Origin of the sequence: Xylanibacter ruminicola Ga6B6, assembly GCF_000687715.1 — a bacterium.
GTDB lineage: Bacteria > Bacteroidota > Bacteroidia > Bacteroidales > Bacteroidaceae > Prevotella > Prevotella ruminicola_B.
On sequence record NZ_JHXD01000015.1, the window covers coordinates 13,880 to 29,243 of the forward strand.

The following is a 15,364-nucleotide window of genomic DNA, read 5'->3' on the forward strand; positions in this document are numbered from 1 at the left end:
TTGAACTTTAAACATTAAGAAATGCGGTTAATGGACTTGATGCCTCGGCGCAATCGGCAATAGCACCTAAACCAGCCTCGTAGGCCTGGCGACCTGCAATCACAGCCTGACGGAAGGCATCGGCCATTTTTACTGGATCGCCTGCTACGGCAATGGCGGTATTCACCAGCACGCAGTCGGCTCCCATCTCCATCGCCTCGGCAGCATGACTGGGAGCACCGATACCTGCATCAACCACTACGGGCACTGTGGCCTGGTCGATGATAATCTGCAGAAAATCCTTCATTCTCAAGCCCTTGTTGGTACCGATGGGAGCAGCCAGTGGCATTACCGTAGCAGCACCAGCCTCTTCCAGATGCTTACACAGCGTAGGGTCGGCCTGACAGTATGGCAGCACCACAAATCCCAGTTTTACCAACTGCTCGGTGGCTTTCAGCGTCTCAACCGAGTCGGGCAATAAATAACGTGGGTCGGGGTGTATCTCCAGTTTCAACCAGTTGGTGCCAAAGGCCTCGCGAGCCATCTGGGCAGCAAACACCGCCTCTTCAGCATTACGCACACCCGAGGTGTTGGGCAACAGCTGTATGTTGGGGTTCTGGATGATGTGTGTCAGCAAATCGTCGTTCTTATCGTCGAGTTCCACACGTTTCATGGCAACGGTAACCATCTCCGATCCCGAAGCCTCGATAGCCTGGGCCATCAGCGCATTGTTGTTAAACTTGCCTGTGCCCAGAAACAAACGAGAGTTAAACTCCCGTCCTGCAATAACTAATTTACTCATGATTAACTATGTTTGTTAAGTGTTTCATTTCGTCAATGGGGTTTGCGGCCCTAAGCACCGTACCGCTCAGGGCTATACCGGTAATGCCGGTAGCCAGTATGGCGGGGATATCATCCTTGGTAATACCGCCGATAGCCACAATGGGGATATCGATATGCGCCGCACGCATCTCGATAATAATCCGTCGGTAGCCATCCAGGCCTAGTACCGGCGACAACTTCTGCTTGGTGGTAGTAAAGCGGAAGGGGCCACAGCCAATGTAGTCGGCACCAGCCGCATAGTGGGCCTTTACATCCCAGATGGTGTTGGCTGTTCCACCTATGATATAATCGGGACCTAATAGGCGTCGCGCTTCGGCAATGGGCATATCGTTCTTACCCAGATGCACGCCATCGGCCTGCAACTCTTTTACCAGTGCCACGCGATCGTCGATAATAAACGTAGCGCCATACTGTTTACATAGCTTCTGGGCCTCAATCGCAACGGGGCGCACCTCATCGTCGGTAGCGTCCTTCATGCGCAGCTGTATCCATCGGCAACCACCCTGCAAGGCAAGACGGATGCTGTCCAGATAGCTATACTTATCGGTGTAGTGAGATATAAACTGTAACATAGCCCTTACCCCCCGCATGCAGCTTTGATAATAGTGATAGTGGCGCCTTCTTGCAGGATGGTGTCATCCCAAGTAGTGCGCGGTTTCAACTCATTATCGATAGCTATTGCCACACCTTTGGCGGGCAACTGCAATTGGGCGGCAAGCTCGGATACAGTTTTGGCTTGCGTCTCGTGTTGTTTGTTGTTAATCCTTACTTTCATATTGCATTCCTCCGACGGCATTACCCGTATCAGGTTCTATGGGTATTTTCTCAGCTTTGGCACATGCCTCAGCACCCCGAATATTTAATTTTGCGCTGCAAAAGTAATGTTTTTATTTCTATCTGACAAATAAATCGCAGTTTTTTTTGCTATTTGCTATCAATTTACTACTTTTGCACTACAATGGAAAGAAATAAAGAGATATATAAGGTAACAATGGTTGGTGGCGCCGTGAATGTGGTGCTCCTACTGTTTAAGTTTGTGGCGGGCATTGTGGGACATAGTGCGGCAATGATTGCCGATGCGGTGCACTCGCTGTCCGACTTTGTCACAGATATCATCGTGCTGGTGTTTGTGCGCATCAGCGGCAAACCTACCGACAAATCGCACGAGTACGGGCATGGTAAATACGAAACGCTGGCCACCACACTGATTGGGTTGGCACTACTGATAGTAGCTGTAGGCATTGTGTATAGCGCACTCACCAAGATTATCGCTTGGGCACAGGGCGGAACCTTAGAGGCACCAGGTATGCTGGCACTCTGGGCTGCACTTCTTTCGATTATTCTGAAAGAGGCGGTGTTCCACTACTCGATGGTGCAGGCCCGCAAACTCAAGTCGCAGGCAGTAGAGGCCAACGCCTGGCACCACCGCAGCGATGCCCTGTCGAGTATAGGCACAGCCATCGGCATTGGTGGCGCCATCTTCTTAGGTGAACGATGGACGGTGCTCGATCCCATGGCAGGTATCATCGTGGGCCTATTTATTATTAAGGTGGCGATAGACCTGCTGCGTAATGGCATTGGCGACCTGATGGAGCATTCGCTGCCCGACGAGGTGGAGAACGAGATACTGCAGCTGGCAGGATCGATACCTGGCGTTACAGAGCCACACGATCTGCACACGCGCCGAATAGGCAATCATTACGCCATAGAACTGCACATACTGATGGACGACGACATCAGTTTGCGCGAGGCTCACAACAAAAGCGAAGAAGTGGAGAATATCCTACGCGAACACTACGGCAAGGAAACCCACATCGCCGTTCACGTAGAACCAAAGAGCATCAGAGAACACTAAACTCGTCGGCATCGTCCAGCACAGGGAACTTCTTACGGAAACGCTGCAGTTGTTCCATGTCGAGTTCAACGGTAGCAATACCCTCCTCACCATCGGCACACTGGGCGATGGTGCGACCATAGGCATCAATCACTACCGAACCACCTATATACTTACAAGCGGCATCGCTACCCACACGGTTCACACCTATCACATAGCACTGGTTCTCGATGGCACGCGCCTTCAACAAGGTTTGCCATACATCCTGACGCTGTTCGGGCCAGTTGGCCACGTAGATGATGGCATCGTAATCGCCACGCGAACGCGAAAAAACAGGGAATCGCAAATCGTAACACACCTGCAGCAGGAAACGCACACCACACCACTCTACAACCACACGGCGATCACCTGGCACGTAATCCTTGGTTTCGCCGGCAAACGTAAACAAATGGCGCTTATCGTAATAGTCGTACTTGCCATCAGGATGCATAAAAATCAAGCGGTTACGCAGCAATCCCTCTGTATCTTTTTTTGCCACACTACCTACTATGGCGGCATTATGCAGCATGGCCTGGTACGCCATCCACTGCAACATAAAGTGAGCCGGAGCACCCACCCCACCTACATAGCCCTCGGCCATAAAACCTGTGGCAAAGGTTTCTGGCAACACATACAGATTGGCATCCGGCTGCTGCTTTAACAACGGATCCAAACGGTCCATATTATTTAAAAAATTGCTACTGGGTATATCGTGTTGTACAATCGCTATCTTCATAATCTTTATACCTTATTAATATAATGTGGCGGCAAAGATACAAAAAAAACTAAAAAAATGCACCACCTTATAGAAAAATAATGTATATTTGCGCCACAAATCAACTATTCAAAACAGTTTATGAATCATTTAAAACAAACCTTTATCTGTGCTTTTACAGCTACGATGCTCTGTGCGCCCATGCAGGCCCAGACATCAAAGGCCGAACTTTTGGCCAACATGGAGTTAGCTACTGGCAACTATTGCAATTACCCCCTACCCAAGGGAACAGTAACGCCTGCACCTGCAGGTTACGAACCATTCTACGTGAGTCATTACGGCCGTCACGGTGCCCGTTATATGACGGACGACGATGCCTACAAATACGTGATTGGCAAGATGGATACCGCCCAGGCGCGCGGCTGGCTTACACCCAAAGGCGTAGAAGTGCTGCAACGTTTAAAACTGGCTGCTGCCGATGCATGGCATCGCGATGGCGACCTGACTAATCTGGGTGCCCGACAGCATCAGGGCATAGCCCACCGTCTGGCTACCAACTACCCACAGTTGCTGATGCAGCCCGTTGAGGTGAAGGCCAACTCATCAACCGTTCGCCGTTGCATGCTCTCGATGGCTAACTTCTGTCAGGAGCTGAAGTGCATGAATCCACAGCTCATCATCACGATGGATGCCAGCGAACACGATATGTACTACCTGATACCTAACGATAGTATCTTCATCCCTAAGAAAGGTATCGACGGACACCTGTACGACAAACTGGATAAGTTCCGCCACGAAAAGCTGAACGGACGCTACCAGATGCAGATGCTGTTTAAGGATCCCAAACAGCTGGAAGGTTTTGTGGATGGCTACAAGCTGGCCGATGGCTTATGGAACATCGCCTCGAACATGCATTGTCTGCCCGAGTTGAATCTGTCGTTCAACGACCTGTTTACCACCGACGAACTTATCGACGGCTTTTATGTTTACAATGCCAGCTGGTGCCTGTGGGAGGGATTGATGCCTGGTTCGCGCCCCAACTACTACGCCATCTATCCGCTGCTGAAGAACTTCCTCGACGAGGCCGACCTCATGATAGCTTCGGGTAAGAAACAGGTGCGTCTGCGCTTCGGTCACGACAGCGTGCTGCTACCTTTCTCATATATATTAGGTGTGAAAGAGGCTATGGGCGGCACGCAGGATATGGAGAACCTGCATAACACATTTGCCCTGTTCCGACTTATCCCGATGGCAGGTAACGTGCAGCTCATCTTCTTCCGCAAGCAGGGGTCGGACGATATCCTCGTGAAGTTCCTGATGAACGAGAACGAGACCTCCATCCCCATCCAGACCGACTGCTACCCCTTCTACCATTGGAAGGATGTATCGGCCTATTATCGTAACATTTTGAAACAAGCAAACGTAACCTATAAAGATGAAAATAGCGATTGATTTAGGCGGTACCAACATGCGTGTTGGACTGACCGATGGCGCCACGGTGGTTGATACCGTGATAGAGCCCTGCCCCGCACAGGAGCCCGAGGAGGTAGTGCTCGCCCAGCTGAAGCGACAGATAGCCCAGCTGATGCGTCCCGAGGTAACGGGCATTGGTGTGGGTGTGCCTTCGGTGGTAGACTGCCAGCAGGGCATTGTATATAACGTGGCCAATATCCCCTCGTGGCAGGAGGTACACCTGAAGGAGGCCCTTGAACGCGAGTTTGGTGTGCCCGCAGCTGTTAATAACGATGCCAACTGCTTTGCCTTAGGTGCCTGGCGCTACGGCGAGGGCAAGGGTACGCAGAATATGGTGGGCCTGACGATAGGTACCGGCATTGGCGCAGGTATCATCATCGATGGCAAGTTGTATAATGGTGTGAACACGGGTGCTGGCGAGATTGGTTCGCTGCCTTACCTGGATGCCGACTACGAGTTTTATTGCAGTAGCCGGTTCTTCAGCAAGCTGCATGGCGACACGGGAGCCAACTTTGCCAAGCTGGCTTTGGCTGGCGACAAAGAGGCACAGGCTGTGTGGCAGGAGTTTGGCACGCATGTGGGCAACCTGATGAAAGCGGTGCTGTTTACCTATGCCCCCGAGGCCATCATCATCGGTGGCGGCATAGCCAACGCTTTCGCGCTTTACGAAGCACCCATGCGACAGCAGCTCAGCACCTTCCCCTACCCCGAGAACGTGGCTGCCACCCGCATCCAGCCATCAACCTTACCAAACGCTGCCATGCTGGGAGCCTCCATCTTACATTAAACATCAAACATTAAAATATGAAATTTAAAACTATTTTGGCGGCGGGGATGCTGGCAGTAGTGGCTGCTGCATGTACCGAGCATAAGACATTGGATATGAACTGGGAGGTAGAAACACCCGATGGTTGGATACCAGCCCAAGTACCTGGCACCCTGATGGGTACGCTGACTGCCAACGGCATAGAACCCGAGGCGCTGACAGCCGACGACTATGCCAAGATTAACAAAACACAGTTTGATAAAAGCTGGAAGTACCGCACCACCTTCGAGCTGCAACCCCTTAACGAGGGCGAACATGCCGTGCTGAACTTCGACGGTATCAGTTACCGCGCCAACGTATGGTTGAACGGCAAGCAGATAGCCAACAGCAAGGAGATGTACGGCGCGTTCCGCCAGTTTGAGTTCGACGTTACCAACGAGGTTGCCGACCAGAACAAACTGGAGGTTGAGGTGTTCCGTGCACAGCCCGGCGAACCCAATATCGGTTTTGCCGACTGGAATCCACGCCCTGCCGATGAGAATATGGGTATCTACCGCGAGGTGCGTATTAAAACCTGCGGCAATGTGGCCCTGTCGCACTCAGCCGTACGTTCTCGTGTAAACACCGAAACGCTGAACGAGGCCTGGCTCACCATCGCCACCGAACTGCGCAACCTGTCGGATAAGCCCGTTGAAGGCACCGTGCAGGGTACTGCCGACGGACAGAAGTTCAACTACCGCGTAAGTTTGGCCCCTGGCGAGAAGAAACGCTTTGTGAGTCCCACCGAAATACATATCAACAAGCCCAAATTGTGGTGGTGCCACAACATGGGCAAACCTGAACTGTGTGATTTGCACATTGAGTTTGCCGAGGACCACAAAATTTCGGATTTCGAGGATGTGCGATTTGGTATTCGCGAGATAAAAAGCTACCTCACCGACGAAGGCTACCGCGCCTTTTCGCTGAATGGCCAGCCCGTTCTGCTGCGTGGTGCCGGCTGGACAGATGATATCTACCTGCGCGACACACCCGAGAGCAATCGCCAGCAACTGGAGTATGTACGCGACATGAATATGAACACCGTGCGCCTGGAGGGTTTCTGGGGTACCTCGCAGAACCTGTACGACCTGTGCGACGAGCTGGGACTCTTTATCCTGGTGGGCTGGAGCTGCCACTGGGAGTGGGAGGACTATATCGGCTCGCCCTGCGACGAGCTGTACGGCGGCATACTGAGCCAAGAGAATATCGACCTGATAGCCCGTTCGTTCGAGGATCAGGTGATGTGGCTGCGCTATCACCCATCCATCATCGGCTGGTTTGTAGGTAGCGACATGCTGCCCAAACCCGAACTTGAGAAGAAGTATCAGGCGTTCCTGAGTACTGAGGACGATCGCCAGTACCTGATATCAGCCAAGGATCAGACGAGCGAGATTTCTGGTCCGTCGGGAACCAAGATGGCTGGTCCGTACGAGTATGTGGGTCCCAGCTACTGGTATCTGCCAGAAGCTCCTGGAGGCGCATTCGGATTCAACACCGAAACAGGTATCGGCGCCCAGCTGCCTGTGAAGGAGTCGCTGCAGAAGATGTTAGGCCCCAACCTCTTCCCCATCGACCAGCGCTGGAATATTCTGTGTACCGCATCGGGCAGCGACATGAACTCGCTGAAACAGCTGAACGAGGTGATTCGTAACCGCTTTAGCGAGGCCAAGGATATCGACGAGTACCTGCGCCGCGCCGACATGCTGAACTACGAGAGCACCAAGGCCATGTTCGAGAGTTTCCGAGTAAGATTGCCCCACACCACAGGCATTATCCAGTGGATGCTGAACGGCTCACGCCCAGGCATTTACTGGCAGTTGTACGACTACTACAAGCAGCCCAACGCCGCCTACTACGGTGTAAAGAAAGCCAACGCCCCCGTGCAGCTGATTTACGACTACTACACCAAAGCCGTGTATGCCGTTAACGAGACGCTGCACCCCGCCAAGGCCACAGCCAGGATGCAGCTGCTGAGAGGCGACAAGCGAACCGACGACAGTCAGGAGATTGAGATAGCCCCCGGCATGGTAACCAAGGTGTTCGACATTGATATGGCCCAGGCCCCTGCCGCCTTCCTGCTGCTGAAGCTGGGCGACGACATCACCAACGAATACTTTATTGTAAGCGAGAAGGATACGTACGACTGGAGCAAGACCACTTGGGTACACACCCCCATCACCAAGTACGCCTCGTATGCCATGCTCGACAGCCTGTGTACCACCGACGTGAAGCTTTCTACCACCCCCACCAACGATGGCTACCAGGTACAAGTAAGCAATCCTACCGATAAGGTGGCATTTATGATTCGCTTAACAGCCAAGAACCAGGGCGAGCTGATTTGCCCCGCCTACTGGAGCGACAACTACCTGACGCTGGCCCCAGGCGAAACGCGTACCGTTACCTGCCGAATGCCATCCTTGACTGACAAAACTAAGGTTGAGATAGGAGTTTTCAAGCAATAAGTGTAAAATTACAATAATTTTTTGCTCTAAATCAAATAATTATTCCGAAACCGTGATTTGTTTCGGAATAATTTTGTATCTTTGCCCCCAAAATTAACGTTTTTCAATTAATTATTCATTATGAACGACAACAAAGTTATGAACATGGCAGCGGATAATATCCGTATCCTTGCTGCTTCGATGGTTGAGAAGGCTAAGTCGGGTCACCCCGGCGGTGCTATGGGTGGTGCTGATTTCATCAACACCCTTTACAGTGAGTTCCTGGTTTACGATCCCGAGAATCCCGCTTGGGAGGGTCGCGACCGTTTCTTCCTCGATCCTGGTCACATGGCTCCAATGCTGTACAGCCAGCTCGCCCTGATCGGCAAGTACACACTCGAGGATTTGAAGAACCTGCGCCAGTGGGGCTCAGTAACTCCAGGTCACCCCGAGCGCGAGATTGAGCGCGGCATCGAGAACACCTCTGGTCCTCTTGGTCAGGGTCACTGTTTCGCTGTAGGTGCTGCTATCGCCGCTAAGTTCCTGAAGGCTCGTCTGGGCAACGTAATGAACCAGACAATCTACGCCTACATCTCTGACGGTGGTGTACAGGAGGAGATTTCACAGGGTGCTGGTCGTATTGCTGGTAACCTGGGACTCGACAACCTCATCATGTTCTACGACGCTAACGATATTCAGCTCTCTACCAAGACCGAGGTGGTTACCTGCGAGGATACCGCCAAGAAGTACGAGGCATGGGGCTGGTTTGTACAGAAGATTAACGGTAACGATGTTGACCAGATTCGCGAGGCCATCAAGAAGGCTCAGGCCGAGAAGGACCGCCCATCACTCATCATCGGTCACTGTGTAATGGGTAAGGGTGCCCGTAAGGCTGACAACAGCTCATACGAGAGCAACTGCGCTACTCACGGTGCTCCTCTCGGTGGCGATGCTTACATCAACACCATGAAGAACCTGGGTGCCGATCCCGAGAACCCATTCCAGATTTTCCCCGAGGTTCAGGAGATGTACGCAAAGCGTGCCGAGGAGCTGAAGAAGATTGTAGCTGAGCGCTACGCCGAGAAGGCTGAGTGGGCTAAGGGTCACCCCGAGCAGGCCAAGCAGCTCGAGGAGTGGTTCAGCGGCAAGGCTCCTGTTATCGACTGGAGCAAGGTTGAGCAGAAGGCAGGTGCTGCTACTCGTGGTGCCAGTGCTACTGTTCTGTCGGCTCTCGCTGAGCAGGTTCCCAACATGATTTGTGCATCTGCCGACCTGAGCAACTCAGATAAGACCGACGGCTTCCTGAAGAAGACTCACGACCTGGTTCGTGGCGACTTCAGCGGTGCCTTCTTCGAGGCTGGTGTAGCCGAGCTCACTATGGCTTGCTGCTGCATTGGTATGGCTCTGCACGGTGGTGTTATCCCCGCTTGCGGTACCTTCTTCGTATTCTCTGATTACATGAAGCCCGCTGTACGTATGGCTGCCCTGATGGAGCTGCCTGTTAAGTTCATCTGGACTCACGACGCCTTCCGTGTAGGTGAGGATGGTCCTACCCACGAGCCTGTTGAGCAGGAGGCACAGATCCGCCTGATGGAGAAGCTGAAGAACCACCATGGTAAGAACTCTGTATTGGTAGTTCGTCCTGCCGATGCCGAGGAGACCACCGTTTGCTGGCGCATGGCTATGGAGAATGTTGATACTCCTACAGCCCTGATCTTCTCTCGTCAGAATATCGACATGCTGCCCGAGGGCAACGACTACAACCAGGCTACCAAGGGTGCTTACGTTGTAGCTGGTTCAGACGAGAACTTCGACGTTATCCTGCTGGCTTCAGGTTCTGAGGTTTCTACTCTCGAGGCTGGTGCTAAGCTGCTCCGCGAGGACGGCGTAAAGGTTCGCGTGGTTAGCGTTCCTTCTGAGGGTCTGTTCCGCAGCCAGAGCAGGGAGTATCAGCAGAGCGTACTGCCCGCTGGTGTTAAGAAGTTCGGTCTCACCGCTGGTCTGCCCGTTAACCTCGAGGGTCTGGTAGGTGCCGACGGTACAGTATGGGGCTTGGAGAGCTTCGGTTTCTCTGCTCCTTACAAGGTGCTCGACGAGAAGCTCGGCTTCACCGGAGAGAATGTTTACAAGCAGGTTAAGAAATTGCTTGCTTAATTAATAATCTGGCACGAATTTCGCGAATTAACACGAATTATTTTACTCATTGCTAGTAAAATTCGTGAAATTCGTGTAATTCGTGCCTTAAATTTTAAGACTATGGAAGTAAAGACAGTTGGAGTTGCTTGCGATCACGCAGGCTTCGCTTTAAAGCAGTTTGTGCTCCAGTACCTGGAGGAGAAGGGTTACCCCGTTAAGGACTATGGTACATGGAGTGATGCGAGTGTAGATTATCCCGATTTCGGACACGCACTGGCCGAGGGTATCGAGAGTGGCGAGGTTTATCCCGGTATTGCCATCTGTGGCAGTGGCGAGGGTATCTCAATCACCCTGAACAAGCACCAGCAGGTGCGCGCCGGACTGTGCTGGATTCCCGAGATTGCACATCTCATCCGTCAGCACAACGATGCCAACGTACTGGTAATGCCAGGCCGTTTCATCGATAACAACATGGCTCGCAAGATTATGGACGAGTTCTTCACCGCCAGCTTCGAAGGTGGCCGCCACCAGAAGCGCGTAGATAAGATCCCCGTGCAGAAATAGTTTTTATTTTGGCACGAATTTCGCGAATTAACACGAATTATTTTACTCATTGCTAGTAAAATTCGTGAAATTCGTGTAATTCGTGCCTAATTTTTAATATCATATTTTGTTTTTCGCTGTTCCGCTTTGCGGGGCTTGCCTACCCCGTGGAAACCCATGTGCGGCGTTTTCACACCCTGATAGCCCGCATGGCGCTGACGGATACGCTGCACGTAATCCACCGTCTCCGAACCACGCATGTAACCATATTTTACAATCGGGTCGTTATAATAGCGGGGCTGACTCAGCTTCAGCACATAAGGCGCCACCTCGCTCCAGCGGTGCGGGTTCCTGCCGTCGCGCTTAGCCAGATTCATGGCATCACGGATATGGTGCGCACCACCGTTATAACTGGCCAGCACAAAGTTGGTACGCTCGTACTGGTCGCGCACATCCGAGAACGTGTTCTGCAGCTGTCCGATATATTTCACCGCTGCACGTATGTTAGCCTCAGGCTCGTACAGCTGACTGCGTGGCACTCCCAGATGGTCGGCTGTGCCAGGCATAATCTGCATCAGTCCCTTGGCACCCACAAACGATACGGCACGCGGGTCGAACGTCGACTCCTGATAACACTGGGCAGCCAGCAGGCGCCAGTCCCAGCGTATGTCGCGGGCATACGTCATGAAATAGCTGTCGTAATGCGAGATAATACCGCCCTTGGCATCCAGCATGGGCGAGAAGATGCGGCGATGCACCTTACGCACCGTCAGCAGGTCGTTCTCCTCCTTCTGCACGGCTGCAATCAGCTCTGGGCGATACCAGCCCTGCAGCTCCTTAGCCAGGTCGTTCTTAGCTGTATCGGCACTGATATGTCCCGGTGTGGGCCAGGCCACAATGTCCACCTCGCCATCGGCAAAACGTTTTACTAACTCCATACTGTCGCGGCACACCTCTACACGCAGACGCACACCCAGCGAATCGGCAAATCGCTGACAAATCAGGAACTGCGTGCCCAGACTCTTACCGTGATACTCGTAATAGGTATGAGGTCCGCTCACGGTGGCCATAATCAGCTCGCCACTGGTCTGGATATCGTGCAGGTCGAACTCGTCGGATACCGAAACGGTATCATCAATCACGCCCCAGGGTGCCACAATGGGTTCGTGCTTCTTTTCGAAACACGACGCCAGCGACAGCAAAACCGCCCCAAAACCGACATATTTATACCATTTTCGCATCAATCAGCACCATTTTGTTAGTAAAAACGGTGCAAAGGTACTACTTTTTGGTCAGTAATGACACTTATTTCGCGAAAAAGTTGTAATTTTGCACCCGATATTTTTTAGATTTAACGATATGTTAAGAATTGCAGTACAATCAAAAGGACGTCTGTTCGAGGACACCATGAACCTGTTGTCAGAGGCTGACATCAAGGTTAGTGCCTCAAAACGCACCTTGCTGGTGCAGTCGTCCAACTTTCCGCTGGAGGTTCTTTACCTCCGCGATGATGACATCCCACAGAGTGTAGCCAGTGGAGTGGCTGACATCGGTGTAGTGGGCGAAAACGAGTTTGTTGAGCGTGGCGAAGATGCAGATATCATCTCACGTCTCGGCTTCTCAAAATGCCGCCTCTCGCTGGCCATTCCCAAAGAGATCGACTACAAGGGAGTAGAGTGGTTCAACGGCAAGAAGATTGCCACCAGCTACCCCGGAATCCTTCGACATTTCCTTGAGCAGCATCATATCCATGCCGAAATCCATGTCATCACAGGTAGCGTAGAAATCAGCCCGGGCATTGGTCTGGCCGATGCTATCTTTGATATCGTATCATCAGGCTCTACCCTGGTGAGCAATAATCTGCGCGAAGTTGAGATTGTAATGCAGAGTGAGGCTCTGCTGATTGGCAACAAGCAGATGAGCGACGAGAAGAAAGCCATCCTCGAGCAGATGCTGTTCCGCTTTAAGGCCGTAAAGGATGCCGAGGACAAGAAGTATGTACGTATGAACGCCCCCAAGGCCCGCCTGCAAGAGATTATCAACGTGCTGCCAGGCCTGAAGAGCCCCACCATCATCCCTCTGGCCGACGACGAGTGGTGCTCGGTTCACACCGTACTCGACCAGAAGCAGTTCTGGGAGATTATTGGCAAACTGAAGGAAATGGGCGCCCAGGGCATTCTGGTAACGCCAATCGAAAAAATGATATTATGATCATAATTCGTAATCCACAACGTAGCGAGTGGGCAAAGATTGTAGAGCGTCCGCACCTGGATGTTTCGCAGCTCAACGACACCGTAGCATCGGTATTGGCCGACGTAAAGAAGCGCGGCGATGATGCCGTAAAGGGCTACGAGCTGAAGTTCGACCATGTTGATCTGCCCACACTGGCTGTTTCCGAAGCCGAGATGAACGAAGCCGAAGCGCTGGTAAGTCCTGAGTTGAAAGCAGCCATTCAGGTGGCTCACTACAATATCAAGACCTTCCACGAGTCGCAGCAGTTCAAAGGCAAGAAAATCGAGACACAGCCCGGCGTGGTATGCTGGCAGAAGAGTGTAGCCATCCAGAAGGTTGGTTTGTACATTCCTGGCGGCACTGCCCCACTCTTCTCTACCGTACTGATGCTGGCCACACCAGCCAAGATAGCAGGCTGCGAGGAGATTGTGCTCTGCACCCCTCCAGGTCGCGATGGTAAGGTAAACCCCGCCATTCTGGTGGCCGCCCGCATTGCAGGTGTAAGCAAGATATTCAAGGCAGGTGGCGTACAGGCCATCGGCGCTATGGCCTATGGTACACAGAGTGTGCCCAAGGTATATAAAATCTTCGGTCCTGGCAACCAGTATGTGATGGCCGCCAAGCAGCAGGTTAGTCTGCACGACGTGGCTATCGACATGCCCGCAGGTCCTTCCGAGGTGTGCGTCATCGCCGATAAGCATGCCAACATCGAGTTTGTAGCTGCCGACTTGCTGTCGCAGGCCGAGCATGGTATCGACTCGCAGGTATTCCTCATTACCACCTCCGAGCAGGTGATTCTCGACGTACAGGCCGAGGTGAACCGTCAACTGGATCTGCTGCCCCGTAAGGAGATGGCTGCCAAGGCACTCGACAACAGCCGTCTGGTACTGGTTAACAGCATGCAGGAGGCTATCGACCTCTCGAATGCCTATGCCCCCGAGCACCTCATTCTGCAGGTAAAGGATTATAATAAGGTGGCCAATAAGGTAGTTAACGCAGGTAGCGTGTTCCTGGGCGAGTATGCCTGTGAGAGTGCTGGCGACTATGCCAGCGGCACCAATCACACCCTGCCTACCCACGGTTATGCCACTGCCTACAGCGGTGTAAACCTGGATAGCTACTGCCGTAAGATTACCTTCCAGCATCTTACCGAGGACGGTATCCGCAGCATCGGTCGCGCCGTAGAACTTATGGCCGAAGCCGAACAGCTGGATGCCCACAAGAATGCAATGACAGTTAGAATCAATAGTTTGAAATGAAATCATTACAAGAGCTAACAAGGCCAAATATCTGGGTTCTATCACCTTACAGCAGCGCACGCAACGAGTACGCAGGCCGCGAGGCACACGTGTTTCTCGATGCAAACGAGAACCCATACAACGCGCCTTATAACCGCTACCCCGATCCCTTGCAGCTGGAGCTCAAGGCAGCCATCGCCAAAGTAAAAGGCGTGCCTGCCCAGTGCATCTTTCTGGGCAACGGTAGCGACGAGGCCATCGACCTGCCCTATCGCTGTTTCTGCGAGCCAGGCGTGGATAATGTGGTGGCCATCGAGCCCACCTATGGTATGTACAAGGTGTGCGCCGATATCAACAACGTAGAGTATCGTCCCGTATTGCTCGACGAGCATTTCCAGGTAACTGCCGACGCGCTGTTGGCAGCCACCGATGCCCATACCAAGATTATCTGGCTGTGCACCCCTAACAACCCCACCGGCAACTGCCTGGTGCGCGAAGAGGTGATAAAGGTGATTGAACAGTTCGACGGTCTGGTGATTGTCGACGAGGCCTACAGCGATTTCGCCTCGCAGAAGACGCTGCGTAGCGAGTTGGCCAAGTACCCAAACCTGATTGTGCTCAACACCATGTCAAAGGCATGGGGCTGTGCCGCTATCCGTCTGGGCATGGCTTTCGCATCAGAAGGCATCATCGACATTTTTAATAAGGTGAAGTATCCCTACAATGTCAACCTGCTCACCCAGCAGCAGGCACTCAAGGCATTGCAAGACCCATTCGAAGTAGATGGTTGGGTAAAGATTCTGAAGGAGGAGCGCGGCCGCGTGATGCAGGCCTTCAGCATACTCCCTATCTGCGAGAAGATTTATCCTACGGATGCCAACTTCTTCCTGGCCAAGATGACCGATGCCACCGGTATCTACAACTATCTGGTGGATCAGGGCATCATCGTTCGCAACCGCAACCGCGTGCAGCTCTGTCAGAACTGTCTGCGCATCACCATCGGCACCAAGACCGAAAACAGCGAGTTGATTGCCGCCCTGCGTCAGTATTAATCTCAGGGTCGTCCCCTAAATACCAAAACACCCC

Annotated in this window: 14 protein-coding genes and 1 riboswitch; of the genes, 9 read left to right on the forward strand and 5 right to left on the reverse strand. The window is 52.6% G+C overall.

Going from position 1 to position 15,364, the window contains the following annotated elements:
* Positions 1-7: 7 nt before the first annotated feature.
* From T500_RS0109700 to thiS, 3 genes are all read right to left on the reverse strand, one after another.
* The gene (locus tag T500_RS0109700; protein WP_028907946.1) at positions 8-781 is read right to left on the reverse strand and encodes a thiazole synthase; all 774 of its coding nucleotides are present in this window, start codon (positions 779-781) and stop codon (positions 8-10) included.
* On the reverse strand, positions 774-1,394 hold the full coding sequence (locus T500_RS0109705; RefSeq protein ID WP_230580886.1) for a thiamine phosphate synthase: 621 nt from the start codon (positions 1,392-1,394) through the stop codon (positions 774-776). The genes T500_RS0109700 and T500_RS0109705 overlap by 8 nt, the downstream gene beginning before the upstream one ends.
* A 5-nt stretch (positions 1,395-1,399) precedes the next feature.
* Positions 1,400-1,597: a sulfur carrier protein ThiS gene (gene thiS / locus T500_RS0109710; RefSeq protein WP_013063548.1), complete on the reverse strand. Its 198-nt coding sequence runs from the start codon at positions 1,595-1,597 to the stop codon at positions 1,400-1,402.
* Positions 1,584-1,686: riboswitch (TPP riboswitch) on the reverse strand. Its footprint overlaps the gene before it by 14 nt.
* 94 nt (positions 1,687-1,780) lie before the next feature.
* On the opposite strand from thiS, the gene T500_RS0109715 reads away from it, so the two are divergent.
* Positions 1,781-2,677, forward strand: coding sequence for a cation diffusion facilitator family transporter (locus T500_RS0109715; protein WP_028907948.1), 897 nt, complete (start codon positions 1,781-1,783; stop codon positions 2,675-2,677).
* Here T500_RS0109715 and T500_RS0109720 read toward each other — a convergent pair.
* Positions 2,664-3,431 carry a nitrilase-related carbon-nitrogen hydrolase gene (locus T500_RS0109720; protein WP_028907949.1) on the reverse strand — a complete coding sequence of 256 codons (768 nt, stop codon included), beginning with the start codon at positions 3,429-3,431 and terminating at the stop codon, positions 2,664-2,666. The genes T500_RS0109715 and T500_RS0109720 overlap by 14 nt on opposite strands.
* Before the next feature lie 120 nt (positions 3,432-3,551).
* On the opposite strand from T500_RS0109720, the gene T500_RS0109725 reads away from it, so the two are divergent.
* The 5 genes from T500_RS0109725 (at position 3,552) to rpiB (ending at position 10,829) form a co-directional block, all read left to right on the forward strand.
* Entirely contained in the window at positions 3,552-4,862 is a 1,311-nt protein-coding gene (locus T500_RS0109725) for a histidine-type phosphatase (RefSeq protein ID WP_051612001.1), read from the forward strand.
* Positions 4,846-5,670: an ROK family protein gene (locus T500_RS0109730; RefSeq protein WP_028907951.1), complete on the forward strand. Its 825-nt coding sequence runs from the start codon at positions 4,846-4,848 to the stop codon at positions 5,668-5,670. Before T500_RS0109725 ends, T500_RS0109730 begins: the two co-directional genes overlap by 17 nt.
* Before the next feature lie 17 nt (positions 5,671-5,687).
* The gene (locus tag T500_RS0109735; RefSeq protein ID WP_028907952.1) at positions 5,688-8,150 is read left to right on the forward strand and encodes a glycoside hydrolase family 2 protein; all 2,463 of its coding nucleotides are present in this window, start codon (positions 5,688-5,690) and stop codon (positions 8,148-8,150) included.
* 120 nt (positions 8,151-8,270) lie between these two features.
* On the forward strand, positions 8,271-10,283 hold the full coding sequence (locus T500_RS0109740) for a transketolase family protein (protein WP_028907953.1): 2,013 nt from the start codon (positions 8,271-8,273) through the stop codon (positions 10,281-10,283).
* 102 nt (positions 10,284-10,385) lie between these two features.
* A complete protein-coding gene (gene rpiB / locus T500_RS0109745) occupies positions 10,386-10,829 on the forward strand; it encodes a ribose 5-phosphate isomerase B (RefSeq protein ID WP_028907954.1) in 444 nt (147 codons plus the stop codon).
* An 86-nt stretch (positions 10,830-10,915) separates the two neighbouring features.
* Here rpiB and T500_RS0109750 read toward each other — a convergent pair whose 3' ends face one another.
* Positions 10,916-12,049 (reverse strand): transglycosylase SLT domain-containing protein, encoded by a 1,134-nt coding sequence (locus T500_RS0109750; protein WP_028907955.1) that lies wholly within the window; start codon positions 12,047-12,049, stop codon positions 10,916-10,918.
* A 118-nt stretch (positions 12,050-12,167) separates the two neighbouring features.
* On the opposite strand from T500_RS0109750, the gene hisG reads away from it, so the two are divergent.
* The 3 genes from hisG to hisC are packed head-to-tail and all read left to right on the forward strand — an operon-like array spanning position 12,168 to position 15,330.
* Entirely contained in the window at positions 12,168-13,019 is an 852-nt protein-coding gene (gene hisG / locus T500_RS0109755; RefSeq protein WP_028907956.1) for an ATP phosphoribosyltransferase, read from the forward strand.
* A complete protein-coding gene (hisD, locus tag T500_RS0109760) occupies positions 13,016-14,299 on the forward strand; it encodes a histidinol dehydrogenase (protein WP_028907957.1) in 1,284 nt (427 codons plus the stop codon). Before hisG ends, hisD begins: the two co-directional genes overlap by 4 nt.
* Positions 14,296-15,330 carry a histidinol-phosphate transaminase gene (hisC, locus tag T500_RS0109765; protein ID WP_028907958.1) on the forward strand — a complete coding sequence of 345 codons (1,035 nt, stop codon included), beginning with the start codon at positions 14,296-14,298 and terminating at the stop codon, positions 15,328-15,330. The genes hisD and hisC overlap by 4 nt, the downstream gene beginning before the upstream one ends.
* Positions 15,331-15,364 lie beyond the last annotated feature (34 nt).